We start from the raw sequence: 21,874 nt of genomic DNA, 5'->3' as shown, positions 1-21,874 counted from the left end.
CTCCAGGAGGGGAAGCCACGGCGGTCACCCCTCGACACGGTAGGCGCGGGCCTGGATCCCGTACAGTTCGGCGTAGCGCCCTCCGAGTGCGATGAGTTCCTCGTGGCCGCCCTGCTCGCACACTCGGGCCCCGTCCAGGACGACGATGAGGTCGGCCATGCGCACGGTGGAGTAGCGGTGCGAGACCAGGAGCGTGACGCGGTCCCGGCCCTTGAGGGCTCTGGCACGCTCGGCGTACTGCTCGAACAGCAGGTGCTCGGTCTCGGCGTCCAGGGCGGAGGCGGGTTCGTCCAGAAGCAGGAGCAGAGGGCGGTCGCGCATGTAGCCGCGGGCGAGTGCGACCTTCTGCCACTGCCCCTCGGACAGTTCGGCCCCATCGGCCCAGGTGCTGCCGAGCTGGGTGTCCAGCCCCCGGTCGAGCCGATCGACCAGGCCACGTGCGTCCGCGCGCTCGACGGCCCGGTCGACGGCCTCCGCGTCCTCGGCCCTGGCCAGGTCGCCCAGCCCGATGGACAGCCGCAGCGGGTACTCGAAGCGCGCGAAGTCCTGGAAGGCGCCCGAAAGCCGTTCACGCCACGCGTCGGCCGGCATGTCGGCCAGGGCCGCGTCGTCGACGAGGATCCTCCCGGAGTCGGGTTCGTACATCTTCGCCAGGAGCTTGACCAGCGTGGACTTTCCCGCCCCGTTCTCACCGACGACGGCCACCACCGCTCCCGCCGGAAGGTGGAGCGTGACCTCGTCCAGGACCCGCCGCTCCGTCCCGGGGTAGCTGAACGAGACCCTGTCCAGGGTGATGCCGGCGCGCATCCGTTCCGGTGGGGGGACCTGGCTGCTTTCGGCCGAGCTGGAGGACAGCTCCTCCAGCCACAGCAGGCGGCGCCCTCCCTCCAGCCAGATCGTGCGGAGGAAGTGGACCTGGCTGAGTGTCTGGCCGATGTACTGTGCCAGGCGACTGCCCGCGGTGAGGAGGAGGACGACCTCGGCCGCCGAACCGCCGCCCAGCGCCACCCCGGCGACGGAGCCCGCGAACGCGCAGCCGAAGACCGTGAGCGCGGCCGTCTGCCACGCCGTGGTCGTCCAGCGGACCCGGGACATGGTCCGGTGGCGTGCGGCCCAGGCCTGGTGGCGTCCCGTGCGCACCCTTTCTCTGGCGCGGGCGACGCGGAGCTCACGCCCGGGGGAGGCCTTCGTGCCCAGCAGGAAGAAGTGCCGCGCCAGGCGCTCGTGGTGTCCGGCCCTCTCCTCCAGCGCGTGCTCCACGCCTCCGCGCCAGTGGGAGACCACGGCGGTGGGTACCGCGAACAGGCCCAGCAGGCCCAGCAGAGGGTGGACGGTCATCAGCAGCGCCATGGTCAGGGCCAGGCGCAGGACGGCGCCGACCGCCTGGAACAGGTACTGGTAGACCTCGCTCAGCGTGTCCGCGTGATCGCGGAGCAACTGGACGCGGTTGACGTAGGCGGGGCGTTCGTGGTGATCCAGGGAGGGGATGCCGCTCTGCAGCCGTACCACGTGCGCTTCCATGAACACCGCGGCACGGTCGGCGAAGCGGCGGTCGGCCCTCTCGCTCAGTACGCGCAGCAGCCAGCTCAGGGCGGCCAGCGCGCCCAGGAGCACGGAAGCGGTGATCACGTTGACCTGGTCTCCGGAGGACACCGAGTCCGCGAGCATCGCCAGGACGGCGGCGATCAACACGTCGGGCAGGGCGGCGCCGACCGTCGTGGCGAACGCGACGACGATGAGCCCGGGTGAGGCCGCCCAGCCCAGCCGCAACGTACGGCCCAGCGACCTCCAGGACGAGGGCAGGGGGTGGTCCTCAGTCGGCACTGCCGGCTCCGTCCTGGTCTTCGGTGAACCGCGCGGCCTGAAGACTGAAGAGCCGTGCGTAGGTTCCTCCGAGGGTCATGAGTTCGTCATGGCTCCCGAGTTCCACGACCCTGCCCCGGTCCACGACACAGATCCGGTCGGCGCGTCGGACCGTGGAGAAACGGTGGGAGATGAGGACGGTCGTGCAGCCCCTCGTGGCCTCCAGTACGCGGTCGAAGACCTCGGCCTCGCCGCGCACGTCCAGCTGGGCCGTCGGTTCGTCGAGGACGACCACCCCGGCTCCCCCGCCCACGGCGCACAGGACCCGGGCGAGGGCGACCCGCTGCCACTGTCCTCCGGAGAGATCGGTGCCGTTCTCGTACCCCGGGGAGAGAATCCTGTCGAGGTCGCGCAGGTCCGCGGCGCCGGCGGTCGCCAGGGCTTCGAGGACCTCCTCGGGCGCGGCTCCCGGAGGGGCCACGTTGTCCTTGAGTGAGAGCTCGTAGCGGATGAAGTCCTGGAAGATCGCGCTGATCCGGCGGCGCCACGACTCCAGGTCCAGGTCCCTGAGGTCCGTGCCGTCGACCTCGACCGCCCCGGAGACCGGATCGTAGAGGCGGCACAGGAGCTTCACCAGAGTCGACTTCCCCGCGCCGTTGACACCGACCACGGCCAGCGAACCGCCGGCCGGAACGGTGAGGTCGAGACCGTCGAGGACAGGTGAGGACATGCCCGGATAGGCGAAGGTCACGTCGCGGAACCTGATCTCCGCCGCGGGCATCCCCTCCGCCGTCGCCCGGCCGGAGACCACACTGCGGGCCGCGGGGCTCGAGGACATCGCCTCCTCCACGCGCAGCACCGACACGACCCCGTCGGAGGCCAGGGACAGGGCCCAGTTCAGGCCGCCGAAGGCCAACGCGCTGGCTCCCACCGCCGCGTAGGCGAAGGTGCTCACCTCGCCCAGGCCGATGGCGCCCGAGGCGGCGTCCCGTCCCAGGCACCAGAAGAACAGCCCCCCTGACACCGTCAACGCCACCACCGTCCAGCGCATCGGCTTCCGCCGCAGCCGGGTGGTGTGCCACCGCAGCTCGACGAGGGCCCGGCGCTCCGAGGCGAAGCGGTCCGTCAACCAGCTCGCGAGGCCGAAGAGCCGGATCTCCTTGGCGGCGGGAGAGTCCACCGCCAGCCTGTAGGAGTACTCGGCGCGGCGCTGGGCGTCGAGGACCTCCCCCGTGCCGCGGTCCCACCGGGTGCTCTCACGGAGCAGCCAGTGCGTGGAGAGCCAGGCACCCCCCACCAGGAACGGTGCCCACCACGCGTAGGCGGCCAGGACCACCGCCTGCGCCAGGCCCGAGACCGCCTCCACCAGGCCGCCGGCGATGAAACCCATGGACATGTGCAGGGGCGGTCCGCTCATCCCGAGGTCGAAGTCCCGGGCGGCGGTCAACTCGTCCATGCGCTCGCGGTCTTCCAGGTGCGCGACGCCCTCGGGGGTGCCCGCGGCGACGAGCAGGCGATCGTGTAGACGGTCGGAGACGTGCTCTCCCAGGAGGGAACCGACCTGGGAGTGCAAGGGGGTCAGGAGCTGCATCAGGACGAAGACCACGCTGATCAGGAGCAGCGGTGTCAGCAGCGGGGTGCCCTCGGCGATGGCGCCGATGAGCGCTCCGACCGCCAGGACGAAGCCGGCGGGAAGAATCCCCTGGAACAGGATCAGCGCCCACCACATCGCGGTGAGCCTCGGGTGGGACTTCCATAAGGTGCCGAAGAAAATCCATTCCCTCCGCGCCTTGAGCAGGGCCATCGGTCCGCGCTTTTCAGGGTGCACCACTTCTTCGGCGGCAGGAATGGTCACCCCGTGTACCAGCCTTTCTCTGGGCGGCCCTCGATTGGCAGGAGACTGCTTCGCGCGACTGCCGGGTGTTGAGAGGAAGGCAGCAGGACGCGCCCGCCCTGTCATGAATCGGCGACGTGAAACCTATCTTCGGCTCCGTCGGGGTGTCAACTCAATTTGGCGGGAAAAACCATCTCGTGAGCATCCCTATCACGTAGCTGAACAACCGCGATGGGTACGGGAAGGCCGTCCGCGTCCGCCGTTTCACTACGGGGTCCCGGTATCCTTCGACGAGTCATCGAATACTTCCTTCGACCGTGGCCTGGAGAACCTTACGTACTACCCGCGGTGATCACAGACATGTTGTTCGCGCATTCTTTGATGGGGAAGGCTTCTTCGGTGGTCCCGGAATCTCTGATGGGAGGAAGGGGCTCGGTTGCCGCGACAGCAGATCAGCGTGTCGGCGATGCCGGCGCGGGCCAGGAAGTGCCCGGACCTGCGCCCATGCCGGCGGTGCGGACGGCGGCGTCCGGCCGGCCATGGTGCGCTCGGCCCGCCACCGGTGTCGTCACGGCGCCCAGGCGGCCGCCCCGTCCGGTTGCACCAGGTCGGCGACCGGGCTGACCACGGCGAAGAAGGGTACGTCCATGGGCACGGTGGGCGGGCGAACCGCCGCCATGAGCCGTTCGACGGCCGGCGCCCTCGGCCCGGTCGCCGCGGCGACCGGGCCGAGGAACGCGGCACCGCGGCGGTGCGTCAGACCACCGTGAAGGCGGCGCGGGCGAAGCGCGGGGCGGCCCCGGCGACGGCCTCCGCCTTCGCCAGCGGCCCCGGGACCACACGGACCGCGGGCATCTCGTCGCCGCTCCAGGCCTGCTCCGGCAGCTGCCGCAGCGTCTCGGTCACGTCGAAGGAGAGCCTGGTGCCGCCGGTGTGTGCGGCGTGGGGGCCGACGTTGCCGAAGAACGCCAGGTGTCCCACGAAGGCGGGCCCGGCGGGGTCGGTGTCCGACTCGTCCCCGCCGAGGAAGACGCGGAAGGCGGTACACGGCGCCGCGTCGGCGTGCACCCCCTCGAAGGTGAGCACGACCCGGTCGCCTGGTCCCACCGCGGTCTCGAAGGTGTCCGTGCCACCCGTCTCGCCGCCGGGCGACAGGGTGAGCGGCTCGGCGCCCAGGTGCGTCACCTCCTCGGTGACCGAGAACGTGGGCGCGGTCGCCCCCTGCGGCACTCCGGTGACCAGGAAGGCCGACGGCACCTCGCCGCTGCCCGTGCCGTCGGTCAGCGACTCGTACATGTAGGCGTCCCGGGGAAAGGCGAAGACCGGGCCCTGCAGCGTGCGCTGGTCGCCGTTCTCGTCGCGCAGCAGATAGGGCAGATCGGGGTCGTCGGGCGCGTGCTTCGGGCGCGCATCGGGCCACTGCCAGCTCAGGGGCACCTGGCGCCTGGTCAGCCAGGCGGTCCAGAAGCGGTCGATGTTGGCGTGGTGCAGCCAGAACACCGGGTCCCCGGCGGCCGTCGGCACCGCGCCCATCAGGCCGCCGGTGCTGACGTGCACCAGGTCGTGCGGGGAGCCCTCCAGCGCCCGGGAGAAGCCGACGCGGCCGATCTCCTGGTCCTCCGGCAGCCAGAAGAAGTCCTCCCGCATCGCCACGGCCGGATCGACCTCGTCGAAGGGCATGGGCTCGTCTCCCAGGCAGCGGCCTCCCGTGTCGAACGGCAGGTACAGCGGATTCTCCCCCTCCTCCTGGCCCCGGGGGTCGTGGATCCTGCGCTGCCGGAAGGGCAGCGGGATCCTGCGCCACTCCTCCGAGGCCGCCGGGTCGCCGCCGGACACCAGGTGCGCGTAGTTCCAGTACGGCAGCGCCCAGTCGGCCATGTCCTTCCGGCCCAGCTCGTCGACGATGACGTTCCGTACGATCCGCTCGAAGTAGTACACGTACCAGCGGTGCCAGGGCAGGAAGTACCGGTCCCCGTGCGGGCACTGGCTCCACTCGGGGGGATCGCTGCGCTCCCGCTGGGGCTTGCCGTGCGTGTACCACTGGAACTTCCAGGAGTTCGGCTCGGTCTGCGGCTGCCCCTTCATCCAGCCGACGGCCTTGGCGTACCAGTACAGCTCCGGTGCCCAGGCTCCCGTCCCGGCGTCGAACAGCCCGGCCACGTCCTTGCGTACGAACCGGCTCCGCGCCGGCTGCGCGGCGCCCGCCCGCCACCGCGGCGCGGCCGCGGCGGCCACCTGGGGCAGTCCCGCGACGAGGGCGACGGCTCCCGTTCCCGCGAGCAGGGAGCGCCTGGACACGTTCATGTGGTTCCTCCGGGTGATTCTGGTGACCCCGCGCAGGTAACCGGCGTGCGTCTCCGCTCGCGCGAGGTGAGTACTGACGGCCATCAGGTAATCACGCAGGGAGGTAGTGGGCCGGGCGAAAACACCGGCTCCCGAGAAGAAGGACGCATGGGCTTTGAACTGCGCGAAGGCGGGACCGTGGAGGGCATCGGCCCTGCCGTGGGAGGGCCCCGGCACACGTCCGGAAGGCTCCCGCGGGCCCGAACCGGGCTCTAGTCCGCCGGTCCGGCCGCCCGCGCGACGTGCCCCGCGATCACGCGGTAGGTCTCACGCGCCGCGTCGTCGTGGCTCACGTCGTACCCGTGGTCGCGGCCGCGCACCTCGTGGAGTGCGGCGAGCGCGCCGACCCGTTCGAGCCGCTCGGCGTACCGGACCCCCTCCGCCCGGAGGATGTCGTGCTCGGCGACGACGACCACGGCGGGCGCGACACCGGCGAGGTCGGCCGTGTCCGTGGGAGCCGCCGGGGAGGCCAGCCGGTCCCGGCCCGCCTCCGGGCCCGGGAGGTAGCAGGTGCTGAAGACCTCCCCCATCCAGGGCCGCAGCATGGGCCGGTCCACGGGCGAGTGCTTGTCCTGCGTCCGGACCGTCAGGTCCAGCGACGGATAGTGCAGCACCTGCAGCCTGACCAGGGAACCGCCGTCCTCCAGGTCCAACCGCGCTGCCGCCGCGGCCAGGGCGCCGCCCGCGCTCTGTCCTCCGACGGTCAGCCGGGCGCCGTCCCAGCCGTGGTCGCCGCCGTGGGCCGCCGCCCACCGCACGACCTCGTACGCCTGGCGGGGCGGTGCCGGGAACGGGTGCTGCGGGGCGACCGCGTAGTCCACGTTCAGCACGACGACCCCGGCCTCGGCCGCCAGCGCGCGGCACAGCGGGTCGTCCATCTCCGTCCACCCCAGCACGAAGCCCCCGCCGTGCAGGTTGACGTGCACCGCCGGAGTGCGGGGGCCGGGCTCGGGGCGGTAGACGGTGACGCGCGCCGGTCCGTGCGCGGTGGGCACGGTGAGCGGCTCGGTCCTTCGCGGGTACTCGGGGAGTCTCGCGTGGGCGCGCCGGGTCGCGCGTCGCTCGGCCAGCGACATACCCGCCTGCATCGAGCGGGCCACCAGGCGCGCCACCCGCGGCCGCCTCATGATCGTCATGGCGAGCCACGCTACCAGCGGCGCCGTTCGGACACCCCGGCGGTCCCGGGCGGTGGCCGCCGCCCGGGACCGCTCTTCCTACCTCGCCCTCGGGTACCGGGCCCCGGGGACCTCCACGCGCGCCCAGTCGGTGTCCGAGCCCAGGTGGAAGCTCGGATAGGCCGGCTGGTTGTAGCCGCTCTGCTGCCCGGCCACGCCCACCCGGTACTGCGGGTCGTGCATGAGGGTGTGCAGCTTGCGGCCGGTCACCTCGGTGCTGGTGAGGACGCGCAGCGCCGTGCTGTCCTCGGTGCGCACGACCAACTCCTCGCGCCAGTCGCCGAGCACGTCGGCGACCAGGGCGGGATTGCCCTTCGTGCCGTTGTTGGTGTGGGTGCCCCCGGCGGTGAGCAGGGTGCCGCGGTTCCAGTCCTCGATCCTGGGGTCCTGTCCCCCCTCGACGATCTGGGTGGTCATGTCCGCGGCCCAGCGGATGCTCATGTTCGTGCCGGGGGTCCGGTCACCGAGGAACTCGCCGTCGGCGCTCCACAGACCCGCCTCGATGTCGTCTCCGGGCGGCATCGAGGACCAGACCTCCAGTCCGGGGACGTCCGGGTCGATGTCGCCGGCCATGCCCCGGCCGGTGTCCGTGCCGGTGTACCCGCCGAAGAGCACCTCTCCGGTGGCGGCGTCGCGCATCGCGAACCCGTAGGGCACGCTCGCGGAGCCCTCGTGCACGGTCCAGGCCTCCAGTCCGTCCCGCTCGGGGTCGAGGTCGCCCACGTGCATCGCGTCGCCGTGGCCGAGCTTGACGTACTCGCCCGCGACGCCGCTCTCGGGGGGACCGTAGTCGTAGGAGGAGTAGAGCAGGGACCCGTCGTCGTCCAGCGTCGCGGCGCCGTAGACGATCTCCTGGCGCCCGTCGCCGTCCACGTCGGCCGCGCTGAAGGAGTGGAAGCCCTGGCCGGCCAGCGTCCCCGTCTCGGGGTCGGTGCCCTCGCCGCCGTGCGGGGAGGCGTTGAACGGGTTGTCCATCGGAACGTGCCCGCTGTCCGCGAGCCAGCGCCTGCGGATGGACTCGCCGTCGAAGTCGTAGGCCGCCACGGCCGCGCGCGTGTAGTAGCCCCGGGCGAACACCGCCGACGGGCCGGTGCCGTCCAGGTAGGCCACGCCGGACAGGAACCGGTCCACCCGGTTGCCCGGCTCGATGCGCGACATCGCGTAGTCGCCCCACATGAGGCCGTCGTCGCCGCGCCCGGGCTCGTAGCGGACGGTGTCCAGCTCCGCGCCGGTCTCGCCGTCGAACACGGTCAGGTACTCGGGCCCGTTCAGGACGAAGCCTTCGAAGCTTCGCAGGTCGTTCCTCCCGCTGCGCGAGGGCGCGTACTCGTCGACGAGGAAGTCGGCGAGGGACTCGGCGTCCTCCCGGCTCAGCGGGTAGTCGTGGCGCGGCTCCTCGCCGAAGGCCTCCTCCAGGGTCCGCGGCCAGTTCCCGGCCACGACCTCGGGGTGCTCGTGCCAGCCCAGGAACATCTCCACGACGTGCTCGCGGTAGTCCTCGGCGCTCATCCGGTAGTCGTCGCCGTGCCCGTACCCGGCCTCGACGTCCTCCTCCGGCATGGTCACGTAGTCCTCGGCCACCTCGCCGTCCTCGCCGAAGGCCAGCGATCTGCTGCCCGGGGCGGTCTTGAGCATCAGCTCCGAGCGGCCGTCGCCGTCGAGGTCGTAGACCAGGAACTGCGTGTAGTGCGCGCCCGAGCGGATGTTCACGCCCAGGTCGACGCGGTGCAGCAGCTCGCCCTCCTGGGTGTAGGTGTCCACGTAGGTGTTGCCGGTGTAGCCCTTCTGGGAGACGTCCTTGGAGTTGGTGGGGTCCCACTTGACGACGAACTCGTAGCGGCCGTCCCCGTCGACGTCGCCGACGCTCACGTCGTTGGCGGTGTACTCGTACTCCTCACCCGCCGGGGTCGTCCCGCCCTCGGGCCTTTGCAGGGGCAGGTCGTGGTGGCCCTCGGCCCACACGGACGCCTCGCCCCCGGGCCCGGTCCCGGGTCTGCCCCGGGGCACCGGGACGACCCTGTACTCGGAGTCCTCCGTGCCCTCCTCATCCAGGAAGTTGGTGCTGTCCCGGACCAGTCCGACGACCTTCCCGTCCCGGTACACCCGGAACCTCGCTCCCCTGAGCCCCGAGTCCGTGTGCCCGGTGACCTCGGATGCCAGCAGGCGCCAGCTCAGGAAAACGCCTTCCGCGACATCGACCGCGACCAGGCCCCGGTCCAGCTGTTCCAGCTGGACTCCGGACCTCTCCCGCGGCTCGGCCAGCGCGGTGGTGCTCGCCGCCATCAACACCGCGCATGCGCCTGCTACCAGTGGACTCGCTCTCAGGACGAAACGTGGGGGGATGCCCATGGGTACGCCTCCTCTACGGCTGGGGGGTGGCCCACCCTATAAGGCAAGCGCTTTCCAACCAAGACCCGTACGCACCACGACCTTCCCTGTGGGAACAGGGAGTCACGGTGGACCTGCTGCCTCGTGTGCGTCCCGGGCACCACCCACGGCACCCGACCGCATCGACCGGACGAGGCCGCGGAACCCGCCGGGAGGGGCGGACCGCCGCGCGAAAAAGGTTTGCCGGCACGGCATGGTCCGCTTCTAGGATGCCGGCATGAGCGACACCGACAGCACCGCCGACCTGGTCGAGGGCAACCGACGGCACTGGGACGAGCGGGTCCCCATCCACACCGCGAGCACGTTCTACGACCTCGACGGGTTCCGCGCCGGCGCCGACCCCCTGGACCGGTTCCAACTCGACGAACTCGGTGACGTCACCGGCCTCGACCTGGCCCACCTGCAGTGCCACATCGGCCTGGACACCCTGTCCTGGGCGCGCCACGGCGCCCGCGTCAGCGGTCTGGACTTCTCCGAGCCGGCCGTCCGGGCGGCGTCCGCCCTCGCCGACGAGATCGGCCTGGGCCACCGGGCCAGCTTCGTCGCCGCCGACGTCCACGACGCCGTCGACGCGCTCGGCGCGGGCGCGTTCGACGTCGTCTACACCGGCACCGGCGCACTGATGTGGCTACCCGACATCGACCGCTGGGCCCGTACCGTGGCCGGCCTGCTGCGCCCGGGCGGACGGCTCTACCTGGTCGAGTTCCATCCGCTGACCGGCGTTCTCGACGACGGTGACGGCGTCACCGCCGTGCGCGACTACTTCGCCCGCGAGGCGTTCACCTACGAGACGGCGGGCTCCTACGCCGACGGGGAGGCCGAGACCGCGCACAACACCGCCACCGAGTGGCACCACACCCTCGGCGACGTCATCAGCGCCGTCGCCGGGTCCGGGCTGCGGATCGAGTTCGTCCACGAGCACGAGACGATCGCGTTCCGGCGCTACGACGCACTCGCCGCCGACGGTGCGCGCTTTCGCTACCCCGAGGGGTCCGCGCGCCTGCCGCTGACGTACTCGCTGGCCGTCTCCGCGCCCGCCTGACGCCGCGGCCGGAGACGTTGCGGCAGACCCCGGCAACCACCCGTCCGAGGCACGCCATAGGTGGCGGCTCCTATGAGGCGGACGGCGGGGCGCTGCTGCCCCGCACCACCAGGTCGGTCGCCAGGTCCAGGCGCAGGTTGGCGGGGGTGGCCCCGCGTGCCAGGGTGAGCGCCATCCGGGTGGCCTCCTCGGCCATCTCGGTGAGCGGCTGGCGCACGGTGGTCAGCGGCGGCCCCATCCAGCGGGCCACCGGCAGGTCGTCGTAGCCGACCACGCTGAGGTCCTCGGGGATGCGTGTCCCCAGCTCGCGTGCGGCCTCGTACAGCCCCATGGCCTGCAGGTCGTTGCCCGCGAAGACGGCCGTGGGCGGATCGTCCAGCCGCAGCAGCTCCCGGCCCCGGTCGCGGCCGCTCTCGACGTGGAAGTCGCCGTAGCGGATCAGGGCGGGGTCCGGAGCCAGGCCGGCGGAGTCCAGCGCCGAGGAGTAGCCGTCTATGCGGGCCTTGCTGCACAGTACGTGCCGGGGCCCGCCGACCACCCCGATGCGCCGGTGCCCGAGTTCGAGGAGATGGCGGGTGGCGACCAGGCCCCCGTTCCAGTTGGCCGACCCCACCGAGGGCATGTCGGGCCCGGGGTCGCCCGCCGGATCGACCACGACGAAGGGGATGCCGCGGGCGGTCAGGCGCGTGCGCTGTTCGGGCGCCAGGTCGGAGAAGACCAGGATCGCGGCGGTGGACTGGCGGGCGAGCACCGCGTCGACCCAGTCGTCGCGCGGGGTCTGGGCGCCTCCGGACTCGGTCAGCACGACGCTGAGGCCCTCGGCGCGCGCCACGCTCTCCACACCGCGGATGACCTCGACCGCCCAGGCGCTGTCGAGCTCGTGGAAGACGAGGTCGATCATGGAGGAACGGCCGCCGCCGGGGCCCCGGCGGCGCCGGTAGCCGTGGCGGCGGATCAGTTCCTCCACGCGTGCCCTGGTGTCGCTGGCCACGTCGGCCCGCCCGTTGAGCACCTTGGAGACCGTCGGCACCGAGACGCCGGCGGCTTCCGCAATTTTCGAGATCGTGACCGGCTCCGAGAGGCTCGTGCGCGCGGAGTCGGGGGTCGGGTCTGCACTCACGATGCCTGATCCTACGCGGTCGCGCGTGCGCTGTGGGAATCCAGGTGACCCACCTCTCACTTGCCTATTGACGCTCCACGTCACGCCGCGTACATTCGGGCGCAAATATTTCGAAATACTTCCCGATAGTTTCGGAAGAGGAGTGGCCATGAGAACCCCCCGCCTAGGCTCCGTCGCCGGAGCGACGGCGCTCTGTCTGCTCGCCGCCACCGCCTGTTCAGGCGGCGGTGGCGGTGGCGGCGACGACCGCATGCACGTGTGGATGTACCAGGACACACTGGTCGTGGTGCAGGAGGGCGCCGTCGAACGGTTCAACGAGGCCTCCGAGACCGAGGCCGTCATCGACGAGGTGCCCGGTGACAACTACGAGGAGCGCCTGCGCACCGCGATGGGCTCCAGTGAGCGGCCCGACGTGTTCTTCAACTGGGGCGGGGGCAGCATCGAGCCCTACGTCGAGCAGGACATGCTCCAGCCCCTGGACGACATGCTGGCGGACAACCCCGAGTTCGCCGACTCCTTCATCCCCTCCATCCTGGAGGCGGGCCAGGTGAACGGCGTCCAGTACGGCATCCCGCTGCGCGGCACCCAGCCGGTCATCCTCTTCTACAACGAGACGGTGTTCGAGGAGGCCGGCGTCGAGCCCCCCGAGACCTGGGAGGACATCCTGGGCCTGGTCGACACCTTCAAGGAGGAGGGGGTCACCCCCTTCGCCCTGGCCGGGGCCGACCCCTGGACCGAGCAGATGTGGCTCCAGTACCTCGTGGACCGTATCGGCGGGCCGGAGGTGTTCGCACGCATCGTGGAGGGCGACTCCGAGGGCTGGCGCGACCCCGCCGTCCTGGAGGCCGCCCAGATGGTGCAGGAACTGGTGGACAACGGCGCGTTCGGCGACTCCTACGCCTCGGTGAGCTACACCGAGGGCGCGGCCTCCACCCTGCTGTCCGAGGGCCGGGCCGCCATGCACCTGATGGGCTCGTGGGAGTACTCCACCATCCTGGACCAGGACGAGGAGTTCGCGCGGGAGAACCTGGGGTACGTGGAGTTCCCGCCGATCGAGGGCGGTGAGGGCGACCCCGACAACGTGGTCGGCAACCCGACCAACTTCTTCTCGGTGACCGCCGAGACCGACCACATGGACGCGGCGCTGGAGTTCCTGACGTACACCTCGGAGGAGGAGTACGTGGCCGACATGGTGGAGAACGGCGAGGTGCCCACCACCACCAACGCCGAGGAGGCGGTGGCCGACAGCCCCAGCCCGGACTTCGCCACCTTCCAGTACGAGATGGTGCGCGACGCGCCGCACTTCCAGCTCTCCTGGGACCAGGCGCTGCCGCCGGAGGTGGCCACACCGATGGTCACCGAGATCGAGTCGCTGTTCAACGGCCAGAGCACGCCCGAGCAGTTCGTCGACGCGCTGGCGGCCCTGTGACCGGCCGCTCCAGCAGCCAGGCGACCGGTGGCACCATGACCGGTGACCCGGCGGCCGAAGGCTCCGGGGCGGGCGGCCGCCCGCCCCGGGGCCCCCGGCCCGGCGGTCCGCGCGGCGGAGCCGCCGCGCGGGCCGCCGTCCCCCGCACGGGGCGGCCGGGTCCGCTGTGGGCGGTCCCCGGGCTGCTGTACTTCGCCTTCTTCGCGGCCCTGCCGATGATGCTGGTGGCCTACCTGTCCCTGACCTCCTGGGGCGGGCTGGGCTCACCCCGCTTCATCGGTCTGGAGAACTGGTCGCGCCTGGCCTCCGATCCCCTGATGCGCAAGGCCGTGGGGCTGAGCCTGCTGCTGACCGCGCTCTCCTGGGCCGTCCAGACCCCCATCAGCCTGCTGCTGGGAGTCTGGGCCGCCGGTCGGCAGCGCAGCCGCGCGGTGCTCTCGGCCATCTTCTTCCTGCCGCTGCTGCTCTCCTCGGCGGCGATCGCGATCATCTGGCGGGCCCTGCTGGACCCCAACTTCGGCCCCCTGGCCTGGCTGGGTCCGCGCCTGGGCCTGGAGTCGGTGAACCTGCTGGGCGGGTCGAACAGCGCGTTCCTGGTGATCGTGTTCGTCAGCGCATGGCAGTTCATCCCGTTGCACATGCTGCTCTACCAGGGGGGCGCCCGGCAGATCCCGCCGTCGCTGTACCAGGCCGCGGAGATCGACGGGGCGGGACGGCTGAGGGCGTTCTGGCACATCACGCTGCCGCAGCTGCGGCACACCGTCACCACGTCGTCGGTGCTGATGGTGGTGGGCTCGCTGACCTACTTCGACACCGTGCTCATCATGACCGGGGGCGGTCCCGGAACCAGTACCACCATCGTCCCGTTCCTGATGTACCGGTCCGGTTTCGAGAGCTGGGAGCTGGGCTACGCCAGCGCCGTCGCGTTCACCCTGGTGCTGGTGGCGACGGTGGTCTCCCTGCTGATGGTCCGCTTCACCGGCTTCGGCAACATGCGCAGTACCCGGGAGGGAATGTGAGCGTCCGTCTGGCCGAGAGGCCCTCCTCCGGACAGCGCCCCAGCGGTCGGAGCCCCGCCGCCCCGCGGTGGCGGCCGGGCCGCCACCGCCCCAACATCCTGGGCTGGCTGGGCGCGCTGGCGTGGCTGGCCATCGTGGGGGTGCCGCTGTACGCGCTGCTCGTGGCCACGGTGCAGCGCGCGGAGAACTACACCGCGGAGGGGCCGCTCGCCCCGCCCTCGGACCCGACCCTGGGCAACTACGTCAGGGCGGTCGAGAACGGGGTCCTGGGGTTCGTGCTCAACACCGCGGTCGTCACCGTCGCGGTGGTGGCGATCGTGCTGGTGCTCGCCGCCATGACCGGGTTCGCCGTGGTGCGCTCGCGCACGCGGTGGACCTCGGGGGTGTTCCGGATGTTCCTGCTGGGGCTGGCGATCCCGTCCCAGGCGGTGATCATCCCGGTGTACCTGATCATCATCGAGCTGGGGCTGTACGACACGCTGACCGCCATCGTGCTGCCCACCGCGGCGTTCGCGCTGCCGGTGTGCGTGCTGATCCTGGTGGGGTCGATGCGCGACATCTCCGAGGAGCTGTACGAGGCGATGGCCCTGGACGGCGCGGGTTCGGTGCGCACCTTCCTCCAGCTGGTGGTGCCGCTGTCGCGCTCCGGACTGAGCACCATCGGCGTGTACGCCGCGCTCCAGGCATGGAACGGGTTCCTGTTCCCGCTGATCCTCACCCAGTCCCCGGAGAACCGGCTGATCACCATGGGCCTGTTCGAGTTCCAGGGCGAGTACCGGGTGGACGTGCCCGGCCTGCTGGCCGCGGTGGTGCTGGCGACCGTGCCGCTCTTCCTCGTGTACCTGTTCGCACGCCGCTCCCTGGTGCAGGGGATGATGGGGGTCGGCGGCAAGTAACCCTGACGAGGCCTTCCCCGGCCCCTCCCGCCCGGTGGCCGCGGCCGCACGCGCCTCCCCCGGCGCCCCTTCTCCCCGGTGCCCCGTCCCCTCGGGTTTGGCTCCCCCGAGGGCGGGGCACCGGGCGTGTGTGGCCGCCGCCGCGCGGTGGAACAAGGGAGTGTATGAGCGAACAGAGCATGGATCCGGCTTCTGTTGCGGAGTCGGAGCTGGCCACCCGGCGTGGGACCTTCCGCGCGGTGGCCTTCCGGGACCCTGTGGACGGCCAGGAACACGTGGCCCTGGTGTTCGGTGAGGTCCTCGGCTCCGAGGAGGTGCTGGTCCGTGCGCACTCGGAGTGCCTGACCGGGGACGCCTTCGGAGCGCTGCGCTGCGAGTGCGGCGACCAGCTGGGGGCCGCCCTGGACGCGATCGTGCGCGAGGGGCGGGGCGTGCTGGTCTACCTGCGCGGACACGAGGGCCGGGGTATCGGCCTGGTGGCCAAGGTGCGCACACTCGCCCTGCAGGACCGGCTCGGCCTGGACACCGTGGACTCCGCGACCGAGCTGGGGCTGCCGGTGGACGTGCGCGACTACGGCCCGGCGGCGCGGGTACTGCTGTACCTGGGGGTGCGGTCGGTGCGGTTGATGTCGAACAACCCCGACAAGGCGCGCGCCCTGGACGAGTACGGGATCAAGATCGTGGGGCGGGTCCCCCTGCTGATGCCCGCCCGGGCGGAGAACGTGGCGTACCTGACCGCCAAGCGCGACCGCCTGGGGCACGACCTGCCGCACCTGGACGGAACGCCTGGTTGAGCCCCGTGGACGAACGACCGGCCCTGCTGACCGCCGCGTGCGCGCAGGCGGCGGTGCTCGTGGTGCTCACGGTGGCCGTGGGCCTGGGAGCGGCGGGCTGGGCCGCCGGGACCGCCTACCTGGTCGCGGGTGCGGCGGTGCTGGCGTGGGCGATGCGCCGCGCGGGCCTGGGCGCCCTGGGCCCCGCCGACCTGGTGACGCTGGCGCGGTCGGTGCTCATCGGCGCGGTGGCCGCGCTGGTGGCCGACGGCGGGCACGTGTGGCCGGTGGTGGTACTGGCCGCGGTGGCGCTGGCGCTGGACCTGGCCGACGGTCCGGTGGCGCGGTGGACCCGGACCGAGTCGTCCTTCGGGGCGCGGTTCGACATGGAGGCCGACGCGTTCCTGATCCTGGTGCTGAGCGTGCACGCGGTGGCCGCGCTGGGGCCGTGGGTGGCGGTGGTCGGCCTGATGCGGTACGCGTTCGTGCTCGCCGGGCACGCGGCTTCGTGGCTGCGGGCGCCGCTGCCGCCGAGCCGTGCGCGCAAGGTGGTGGCCGCCGTCCAGGGGGTGGCCCTCGTGGCGGCCGTCGCGCCGGTCCTCCCCCACCGGGGGGCGGTCGCCGTGGCGGCCGGTGCGCTGGCCGTCCTGGTGTGGTCGTTCGGCCGCGACGTCCTGTTCCTGTGGCGGAACCGGCCCCCGGTCGGGACCGCCGCGCCGGCCGCCGGCACGGGAAGCGAGCGAGGAGGAGCATGAGCCGTACGGCACGGGCGTTCTGGGTGAGGGCGCCGGGTGAGGGCGAGATCCGCGAGGAAGCGCTGCCCGACCCCGGGCCCGGGGAGGTCCTGGTCCGCACCCTGTACTCGGGGGTGAGCCGGGCCACCGAGGCCCTGGTCTTCCGTGGAGGTGTGCCGCCGAGCCAGTACCGGCTCATGCGGGCGCCCTTCCAGGAGGGGGAGTTCGACGGCGCGGTCAAGTACGGCTACCTCAGCGTCGGGGTGGTCGAGGAGGGAGCGCCCGGCCTGGTGGGACGCACGGTGTTCGCCCTGTACCCGCACCAGACGCGGTTCGTCCTCCCCGAGGAGTCGGTGCGGTGCGTGCCCGAGGATGTCCCGGCGCGGCGGGCGGTACTGGCGGGGACGGTGGAGACCGCGGTGAACGCGCTGTGGGACGCCCCTCCCCTGCTGGGCGACCGGCTGACGGTGGTCGGCGCCGGGATGGTGGGCTGCTGCGTGGCGCGCCTGGCCGCCGGCGTGCCGGGGGTACGGGTGCAGCTGGTGGACGTGGACCCCGCGCGGGCGGAGGCCGCCGAGCGGCTCGGCGTGGAGTTCGCCCTGCCGGAGGAGGCCGCGGGCGGACGCGACCGGGTCTTCCACACCAGTGCCACCCAGGCCGGGTTGGCGCGTTCGCTGGAGCTGGTCGCGGCCGAGGGCGAGGTGGTCGAGCTGAGCTGGTACGGCGACCGGCAGGTCCGTGTACCGCTGGGCGAGTACTTCCACTCGCGCCGTCTGACCGTGCGCTCCAGCCAGGTCGGCGCGGTCGCGCCCGCGCGCCGGGACCGGCGGGGCCACGGAGACCGACTCGACCTGGCGTTGGAGCTGCTCGCCGATCCCGCCTTCGACTCGCTCGTCACCGGTGAGAGCCCCTTCGAGGAGCTGCCGTCGGTGATGCCGCGCCTGGCCGGGGGAGAGCTGCCCGCCCTGTGCCACCTGATCGTCCATCCGCGGCCGTGAGCGTCCGCGACCGACAACCACCGAGGGAGCACGTTCGTGTACAGCGTCACCGTCCGCGACCACATCATGGTCGCCCACAGCTTCCGGGGCGAGGTGTTCGGCCCCGCCCAGGGACTGCACGGGGCCACGTTCGTCGTGGACGCCACCTTCCGCCGCCGTGAGCTGGACGAGGACAACATCGTGGTGGACATCGGCCTGGCCACACGGGAGCTGAAGGCCGTGCTCGCCGGACTCGACTACCGCAACCTGGACGAGGACCCCGACTTCGCCGGGGTGAACACCAGCACCGAGTTCCTGGCCGGGGTGATCGCGGACCGGCTGGTGGAACGCCTCGACGCGCGGGCGCGCGGGCTGGACGGGATCGCGGTGACCCTGCACGAGTCGCACGTGGCCTGGGCCGGCTACGAGCGGGACCTGTGACCACCGTCCTCGTCGTGCCGCCGGACTCGGTGCCCAGCGGCGGCAACACCTACGACCGGCGCCTGGCCGAGGCGCTCGCCGGGCTGGGCCGGCCGGTGCGCCGGATCGTCGTCCGCGGTGACTGGCCCGGCGCGGACGCCGGCGCCCGCGCCGGGCTCTCCCGCGTGCTGGCACGGGTCCCCGACGGCGCGGCGGCGGTCCTGGACGGGCTGGTCGCCTGCGGTGTCCCCGAGGTCCTGCTCCCCCACGCCTCCCGGTTGCGGCTGGTGGTCCTGGTGCACCTGCCGCTGGCCGAGGGGTGCGGTCTGTCCCCCTCGGCCGCACGCGACCTGGACGCCCGGGAGCGGCGGGTGCTGCGCGCGGCCGCCGCCGTGGTGGCCACCAGCCGCTGGGCGGCACGGCGGGTGGCCGACCGCCACGGGCTGGACCGGGACCGGGTGCACGTGGTCGAACCGGGCGTGGACCCGGCACCGCTCGCCGCCGGCGGGGACGGCACGCGGTTGCTGTGCGTGGCGTCGGTGACCCCGCGCAAGGGCCACGAACTGCTGCTGTCCGCGCTGGCCCGGCTGGTGGATCTGGAGTGGGAGTGCGCGTGCGTCGGCCCGGTCGGAGACCTGTCGGCCGACTCGGAGGCGTCGGCCGCCTACGCCGAGCGCCTGCGCACCCTGTGCCGCGACCTCGGCCTGCGGGAACGGGTGTCCTTTCCCGGCGCGCTCCGGGGAGAGGAGCTGTCCGCCGCCTACGCCCGCGCCGACCTGCTGGTGCTGCCCTCGCACGGGGAGACCTACGGCATGGTCGTGACCGAGGCGCTGGCGCGCGGTGTCCCGGTGGTGGCCTGCGAGGTGGGCGGTGTGCCCGAGGCCCTGGGCCACGACCCCCGGGGAGAGCGGCCCGGCGTGCTCGTTCCTCCCGAGGACGCCTCCGCGCTGGCCGGGGCGCTGCGCCGCTGGCTGACCGGGGCGGACCTGCGCGGGCGACTGCGGCGTTCCGCCCGCCTGCGGCGGGAGGGGTTGGCAGGATGGGAGCGGACGGCACGGAACATGGCCGCCGTCCTGGACCACGAGGAGCCGCGTTGAGTACCACCGGGGTTCCGGCGTTCGCGCCGGAGTGGCTGGCGCTTCGGGAGAACGCCGACGCCGTGGCGCGCGCCACCGAGCCGCCCACGCTCCTGTACGGGCACGGGCGGGTGGTGGCCGACCTGGGGTGCGGTACGGGCTCGCTGGGGCGCTGGCTGGCGCCGCGCCTGCCCGGACCGCAGCGCTGGGTGCTCTTCGACCGCGACCAGGCCCTGCTGGACCTGGCCCGGGACGCGGTGCCCGCCGCCGAGGTGGTCACGCGGCGGCTCGACCTGGCCTCGCTGCGGGCCGCCGACCTGGACGGGGTCACGCTGGTGGTGGCGTCGGCGCTGCTGGACCTGTTCACCCGCACGGAGCTGGAGACGCTCGCCGGGGCGGTCGCGGTGACGGGGTGCCCGGCGCTGTTCTCGCTGTCGGTGACGGGCCGGGTGGACCTCTCCCCCGCCGATCCGCTCGACCGGTCCTTCTCCAAGGCCTTCAACGCCCACCAGCGGCGGGAGGGGCGTCTGGGCCCGGACGCCGCCGGAGTCGCCGCCGCGGCCTTCGGGCACCTGGGGTACGGGGTGCGCGCCTATCCGAGCCCCTGGCGGCTCGGTCCCGGCGAGGCGGAGCTGACGCGGGCCTGGCTGCGCGGCTGGGTGGGCGCGGCCGTGGAGCAGGACCCGTCGCTGCCGGGGACGGAGTACCTGGCGCGCCGTCTGCAGGAGTGCTCACGGGGAGGACTGGAGGTCGTGGTCCACCACACGGACCTGCTGGCACTGGCCCGGCCGCCGGAGGGGCGGTGACCGTTGACCACGCGGAGGCCCGCCCCGGTGCGCCGCGGGGGGAGGACCTGTTCCGGAGCGGCGCCGCCCTTCCGGGGCGGGAGGGACCGCCGACCATGACGGGGAACGGGAGACTCCGGGGCGGATGGGACCTCCGACGGTGACGGACACGGGAGGCGGAACCACAGGGGACGGGACCGGCGCTCCCGAACGCCGCACGCACCGCTGGTGGACGGTGTGGGCGCGGACGCTGGCCGGGTTCGCCGTCCTGGCCGCGGTCGTGTGGTGGTACCCCGTCGAGGCCTTCACCGACGCCGTGGAGGCGGTCGACGTCCGCGGGGCCCTCGCGGCGCTGGGCATCGGCTCGGTGACCACGACGCTGTCCGCCGCACGCTGGCGGACGGTGGCGTGCGGGGTGGGGCTGCGGCTGCCGCTGCGACGCGCGGTCGCCGACTACTACCTGGCCGTGTTCCTCAACGCGGTGCTTCCCGCCGGGGTGCTCGGCGACGTGCACCGCGCCTTCAGCCACGGCCGCTACTCCGGCGACATGGGCCGCGGCGTGCGCGCGGTGGTGCTGGAGCGGATGGCCGGGCAGGCGGTGCTGGCGGCCACCGGCGCCGCGCTGCTGTTCGTCCTGCCCGCCGCCCTGCTCGGCCCCGGGCTGCGCGCGGTCGGGGTGACGGCCGGGATGGTCGCGGCGGTCGCCCTGGTCCTCGCGGTCGGCCTGCGCGTGGGCCGCTCGCGCCGGCCCCGGTGGTGGCGTGCCCTGCGCGCGGCGGAGGCCGACGCCCGCGCGGGGCTGTTCGCGCGCGGGCCCCGGGTGGTGGTGCTGTCGGCGGCCGCGCTGGCCGGGTACGTGTCGCTGTTCCTGGTCGCCTCCCGCCTGGCGGGGGTCACCGCGCCGGCGCTCCAGCTGGTGCCGCTGCTGGTCCTGGCCCTGCTGGCGATGAGTCTGCCGGTGAACGTCGGCGGATGGGGGCCGCGCGAGGCGGTCACCGCGCTGGCGTTCGGTGCCGCGGGCCTGGGATCGCGGGAGGGGCTGACGGTGTCGGTGGTCTACGGGCTCCTGGCCCTGGTCGCCGCCCTGCCCGGCGCGGTGGTCCTGCTGGCGCGGCTCGTCCGGCGCCGCCAGGTGCCCGGCGAAGGACTCCACGAGGGCGGCGAGCAGGGCCCGCCCCTTGGCGGCCGTGGCCAGTGAGGGACGACCCACCACCCCCGAACCGGTGTAGGGGGCCAGCCCCACGGTGAGCATGTGGTCGCGCCCGCCCGTGGTGTGGTCGGCGTTCCCCTACCCCGTCCGGACCAGCTCGGGACGGGTGTGCAGGAGCACGGAGGTCTCCAGCTCCCCGGCACGCACGTCGCGGTTCTGCTCGCCACCGCCGGATCCATCGGCGCCCAGAGCCGGCGCAGGCCTGCACGGACGGCGTCCCGGGGGGGCGGAACCGCCCTTGCACACCCGGCGCCTTCCACCGGACCGGCCCCGGAGACCGCCGCCTTCGAGCCCGGTCCCGCCCCGAACGGCGGTGCTCGGAGAAGACGAGCGGCCGAAGGAGATCTCGGCACACACCGGTTCTCCGGGGGACGCGCACTAAACGCACCGAACGGCCCTCTCTTTCCTGAAGGCCCCGCGAGCAGTCCTTTCTACGGCGAAAAAGGTTCCTACCGGCGCGCGCCCGCAGTGGTTGAGAAGTTTCCGCACCCATCCCGCAGCGGCCCGTCCAGCAAGTCCGGAAAGAACGGTACAGAACTCGGCAAGAACGGTTCCCCTCGAATCCAGCAAGGAGGAACGAACGGCCGCGCACCCGAAGGAACCCGCCATCTCCGCGGAAGGGGATTCCTTCGTCCAACGGCCTGTTGAGCGCGGATATCCCCTCGGATACCGCCACCCCCGTGACGCCCCCACCGGCAGGCGCCCGGCGGATTTCCGAGTTCACGCGGCCCACCCTCACCACCCATCGGAGAACCTCCTGGTCAGAGCCCCGCGCGCCCTTGAACAGCTCCAACCTCCCTGTTCACATCCGTTACAGACCTCTCAAACCTTCCTGAATCCGCAGATGACC

The 21,874-nt window shown here is 72.7% G+C and carries 17 protein-coding genes; 11 read left to right on the top strand and 6 right to left on the bottom strand.

The features are described 5' to 3' along the window. Positions 1–24: 24 nt before the first annotated feature. The 5 genes from A6A08_RS26095 to A6A08_RS26075 form a co-directional block, all read right to left on the bottom strand. On the bottom strand, positions 25–1,824 hold the full coding sequence (locus A6A08_RS26095; protein WP_073705310.1) for an ABC transporter ATP-binding protein: 1,800 nt from the start codon (positions 1,822–1,824) through the stop codon (positions 25–27). Then, complete coding sequence (locus A6A08_RS26090) at positions 1,814–3,631, bottom strand: ABC transporter ATP-binding protein (RefSeq protein ID WP_242422923.1); 1,818 nt, start codon at positions 3,629–3,631, stop codon at positions 1,814–1,816. Before A6A08_RS26090 ends, A6A08_RS26095 begins: the two co-directional genes overlap by 11 nt. 762 nt (positions 3,632–4,393) lie before the next feature. Further along, positions 4,394–5,941, bottom strand: coding sequence for a tyrosinase family protein (locus A6A08_RS26085; protein ID WP_073705308.1), 1,548 nt, complete (start codon positions 5,939–5,941; stop codon positions 4,394–4,396). Positions 5,942–6,192: 251 nt separating this feature from the next. Then, positions 6,193–7,116 carry an alpha/beta hydrolase fold domain-containing protein gene (locus A6A08_RS26080; protein WP_083609296.1) on the bottom strand — a complete coding sequence of 308 codons (924 nt, stop codon included), beginning with the start codon at positions 7,114–7,116 and terminating at the stop codon, positions 6,193–6,195. A gap of 78 nt (positions 7,117–7,194) precedes the next feature. Continuing rightward, positions 7,195–9,438 carry a rhamnogalacturonan lyase gene (locus A6A08_RS26075; protein WP_143181845.1) on the bottom strand — a complete coding sequence of 748 codons (2,244 nt, stop codon included), beginning with the start codon at positions 9,436–9,438 and terminating at the stop codon, positions 7,195–7,197. A gap of 322 nt (positions 9,439–9,760) precedes the next feature. On the opposite strand from A6A08_RS26075, the gene A6A08_RS26070 reads away from it, so the two are divergent. Continuing rightward, positions 9,761–10,585: a class I SAM-dependent methyltransferase gene (locus A6A08_RS26070; protein ID WP_073705306.1), complete on the top strand. Its 825-nt coding sequence runs from the start codon at positions 9,761–9,763 to the stop codon at positions 10,583–10,585. 70 nt (positions 10,586–10,655) lie between these two features. On the opposite strand, the gene A6A08_RS26065 is transcribed toward A6A08_RS26070, so the two are convergent. Next, positions 10,656–11,648, bottom strand: a complete 993-nt coding sequence (locus tag A6A08_RS26065) for a LacI family DNA-binding transcriptional regulator (protein ID WP_083609308.1) — start codon at positions 11,646–11,648, stop codon at positions 10,656–10,658. A 205-nt stretch (positions 11,649–11,853) separates the two neighbouring features. Here A6A08_RS26065 and A6A08_RS26060 point away from each other — a divergent pair, with 205 nt between their 5' ends. The 10 genes from A6A08_RS26060 to A6A08_RS26015 all read left to right on the top strand — a co-directional run bounded on the left by A6A08_RS26060 (position 11,854) and on the right by A6A08_RS26015 (position 21,012). Further along, positions 11,854–13,134, top strand: a complete 1,281-nt coding sequence (locus tag A6A08_RS26060) for an extracellular solute-binding protein (protein ID WP_073705304.1) — start codon at positions 11,854–11,856, stop codon at positions 13,132–13,134. Next, a complete protein-coding gene (locus A6A08_RS26055; RefSeq protein ID WP_073705303.1) occupies positions 13,131–14,153 on the top strand; it encodes a carbohydrate ABC transporter permease in 1,023 nt (340 codons plus the stop codon). The genes A6A08_RS26060 and A6A08_RS26055 overlap by 4 nt, the downstream gene beginning before the upstream one ends. Continuing rightward, on the top strand, positions 14,150–15,049 hold the full coding sequence (locus A6A08_RS26050) for a carbohydrate ABC transporter permease (protein WP_083609295.1): 900 nt from the start codon (positions 14,150–14,152) through the stop codon (positions 15,047–15,049). Before A6A08_RS26055 ends, A6A08_RS26050 begins: the two co-directional genes overlap by 4 nt. A gap of 164 nt (positions 15,050–15,213) precedes the next feature. Continuing rightward, positions 15,214–15,843 carry a GTP cyclohydrolase II gene (ribA, locus tag A6A08_RS26045; RefSeq protein ID WP_073705302.1) on the top strand — a complete coding sequence of 210 codons (630 nt, stop codon included), beginning with the start codon at positions 15,214–15,216 and terminating at the stop codon, positions 15,841–15,843. A 5-nt stretch (positions 15,844–15,848) separates the two neighbouring features. Then, positions 15,849–16,577, top strand: coding sequence for a CDP-alcohol phosphatidyltransferase family protein (locus A6A08_RS26040; protein WP_242422922.1), 729 nt, complete (start codon positions 15,849–15,851; stop codon positions 16,575–16,577). Beyond that, positions 16,574–17,554: a zinc-binding alcohol dehydrogenase gene (locus A6A08_RS26035; protein ID WP_073705300.1), complete on the top strand. Its 981-nt coding sequence runs from the start codon at positions 16,574–16,576 to the stop codon at positions 17,552–17,554. The genes A6A08_RS26040 and A6A08_RS26035 overlap by 4 nt, the downstream gene beginning before the upstream one ends. A gap of 36 nt (positions 17,555–17,590) precedes the next feature. After that, positions 17,591–17,974 (top strand): 6-carboxytetrahydropterin synthase, encoded by a 384-nt coding sequence (locus A6A08_RS26030; RefSeq protein ID WP_073705299.1) that lies wholly within the window; start codon positions 17,591–17,593, stop codon positions 17,972–17,974. Further along, complete coding sequence (locus A6A08_RS26025; protein WP_073705298.1) at positions 17,971–19,050, top strand: glycosyltransferase family 4 protein; 1,080 nt, start codon at positions 17,971–17,973, stop codon at positions 19,048–19,050. The genes A6A08_RS26030 and A6A08_RS26025 overlap by 4 nt, the downstream gene beginning before the upstream one ends. After that, complete coding sequence (locus A6A08_RS26020; RefSeq protein WP_073705297.1) at positions 19,047–19,835, top strand: trans-aconitate 2-methyltransferase; 789 nt, start codon at positions 19,047–19,049, stop codon at positions 19,833–19,835. The genes A6A08_RS26025 and A6A08_RS26020 overlap by 4 nt, the downstream gene beginning before the upstream one ends. Before the next feature lie 139 nt (positions 19,836–19,974). After that, positions 19,975–21,012, top strand: coding sequence for a lysylphosphatidylglycerol synthase transmembrane domain-containing protein (locus A6A08_RS26015; RefSeq protein WP_242422921.1), 1,038 nt, complete (start codon positions 19,975–19,977; stop codon positions 21,010–21,012). Positions 21,013–21,874 lie beyond the last annotated feature (862 nt).

This window comes from Nocardiopsis sp. TSRI0078 (assembly GCF_001905145.1).
GTDB lineage: Bacteria > Actinomycetota > Actinomycetes > Streptosporangiales > Streptosporangiaceae > Nocardiopsis.
Note: the sequence above shows the minus strand (reverse complement) of the source record. Positions and strands in the feature narration are given on the sequence as shown.

Bases quoted from the DNA above. Each gene is read 5' to 3' on its own strand.
- A6A08_RS26085 (WP_073705308.1), bottom strand. From the start codon at position 5,941: ATGAACGTGTCCAGGCGCTCCCTGCTCGCGGGAACGGGAGCCGTCGCC.
- A6A08_RS26080 (WP_083609296.1), bottom strand. From the start codon at position 7,116: ATGACGATCATGAGGCGGCCGCGGGTGGCGCGCCTGGTGGCCCGCTCG.
- A6A08_RS26075 (WP_143181845.1), bottom strand. From the start codon at position 9,438: ATGGCGGCGAGCACCACCGCGCTGGCCGAGCCGCGGGAGAGGTCCGGA.
- A6A08_RS26070 (WP_073705306.1), top strand. From the start codon at position 9,761: ATGAGCGACACCGACAGCACCGCCGACCTGGTCGAGGGCAACCGACGG.
- A6A08_RS26060 (WP_073705304.1), top strand. From the start codon at position 11,854: ATGAGAACCCCCCGCCTAGGCTCCGTCGCCGGAGCGACGGCGCTCTGT.
- ribA (WP_073705302.1), top strand. From the start codon at position 15,214: ATGAGCGAACAGAGCATGGATCCGGCTTCTGTTGCGGAGTCGGAGCTG.
- A6A08_RS26035 (WP_073705300.1), top strand. From the start codon at position 16,574: ATGAGCCGTACGGCACGGGCGTTCTGGGTGAGGGCGCCGGGTGAGGGC.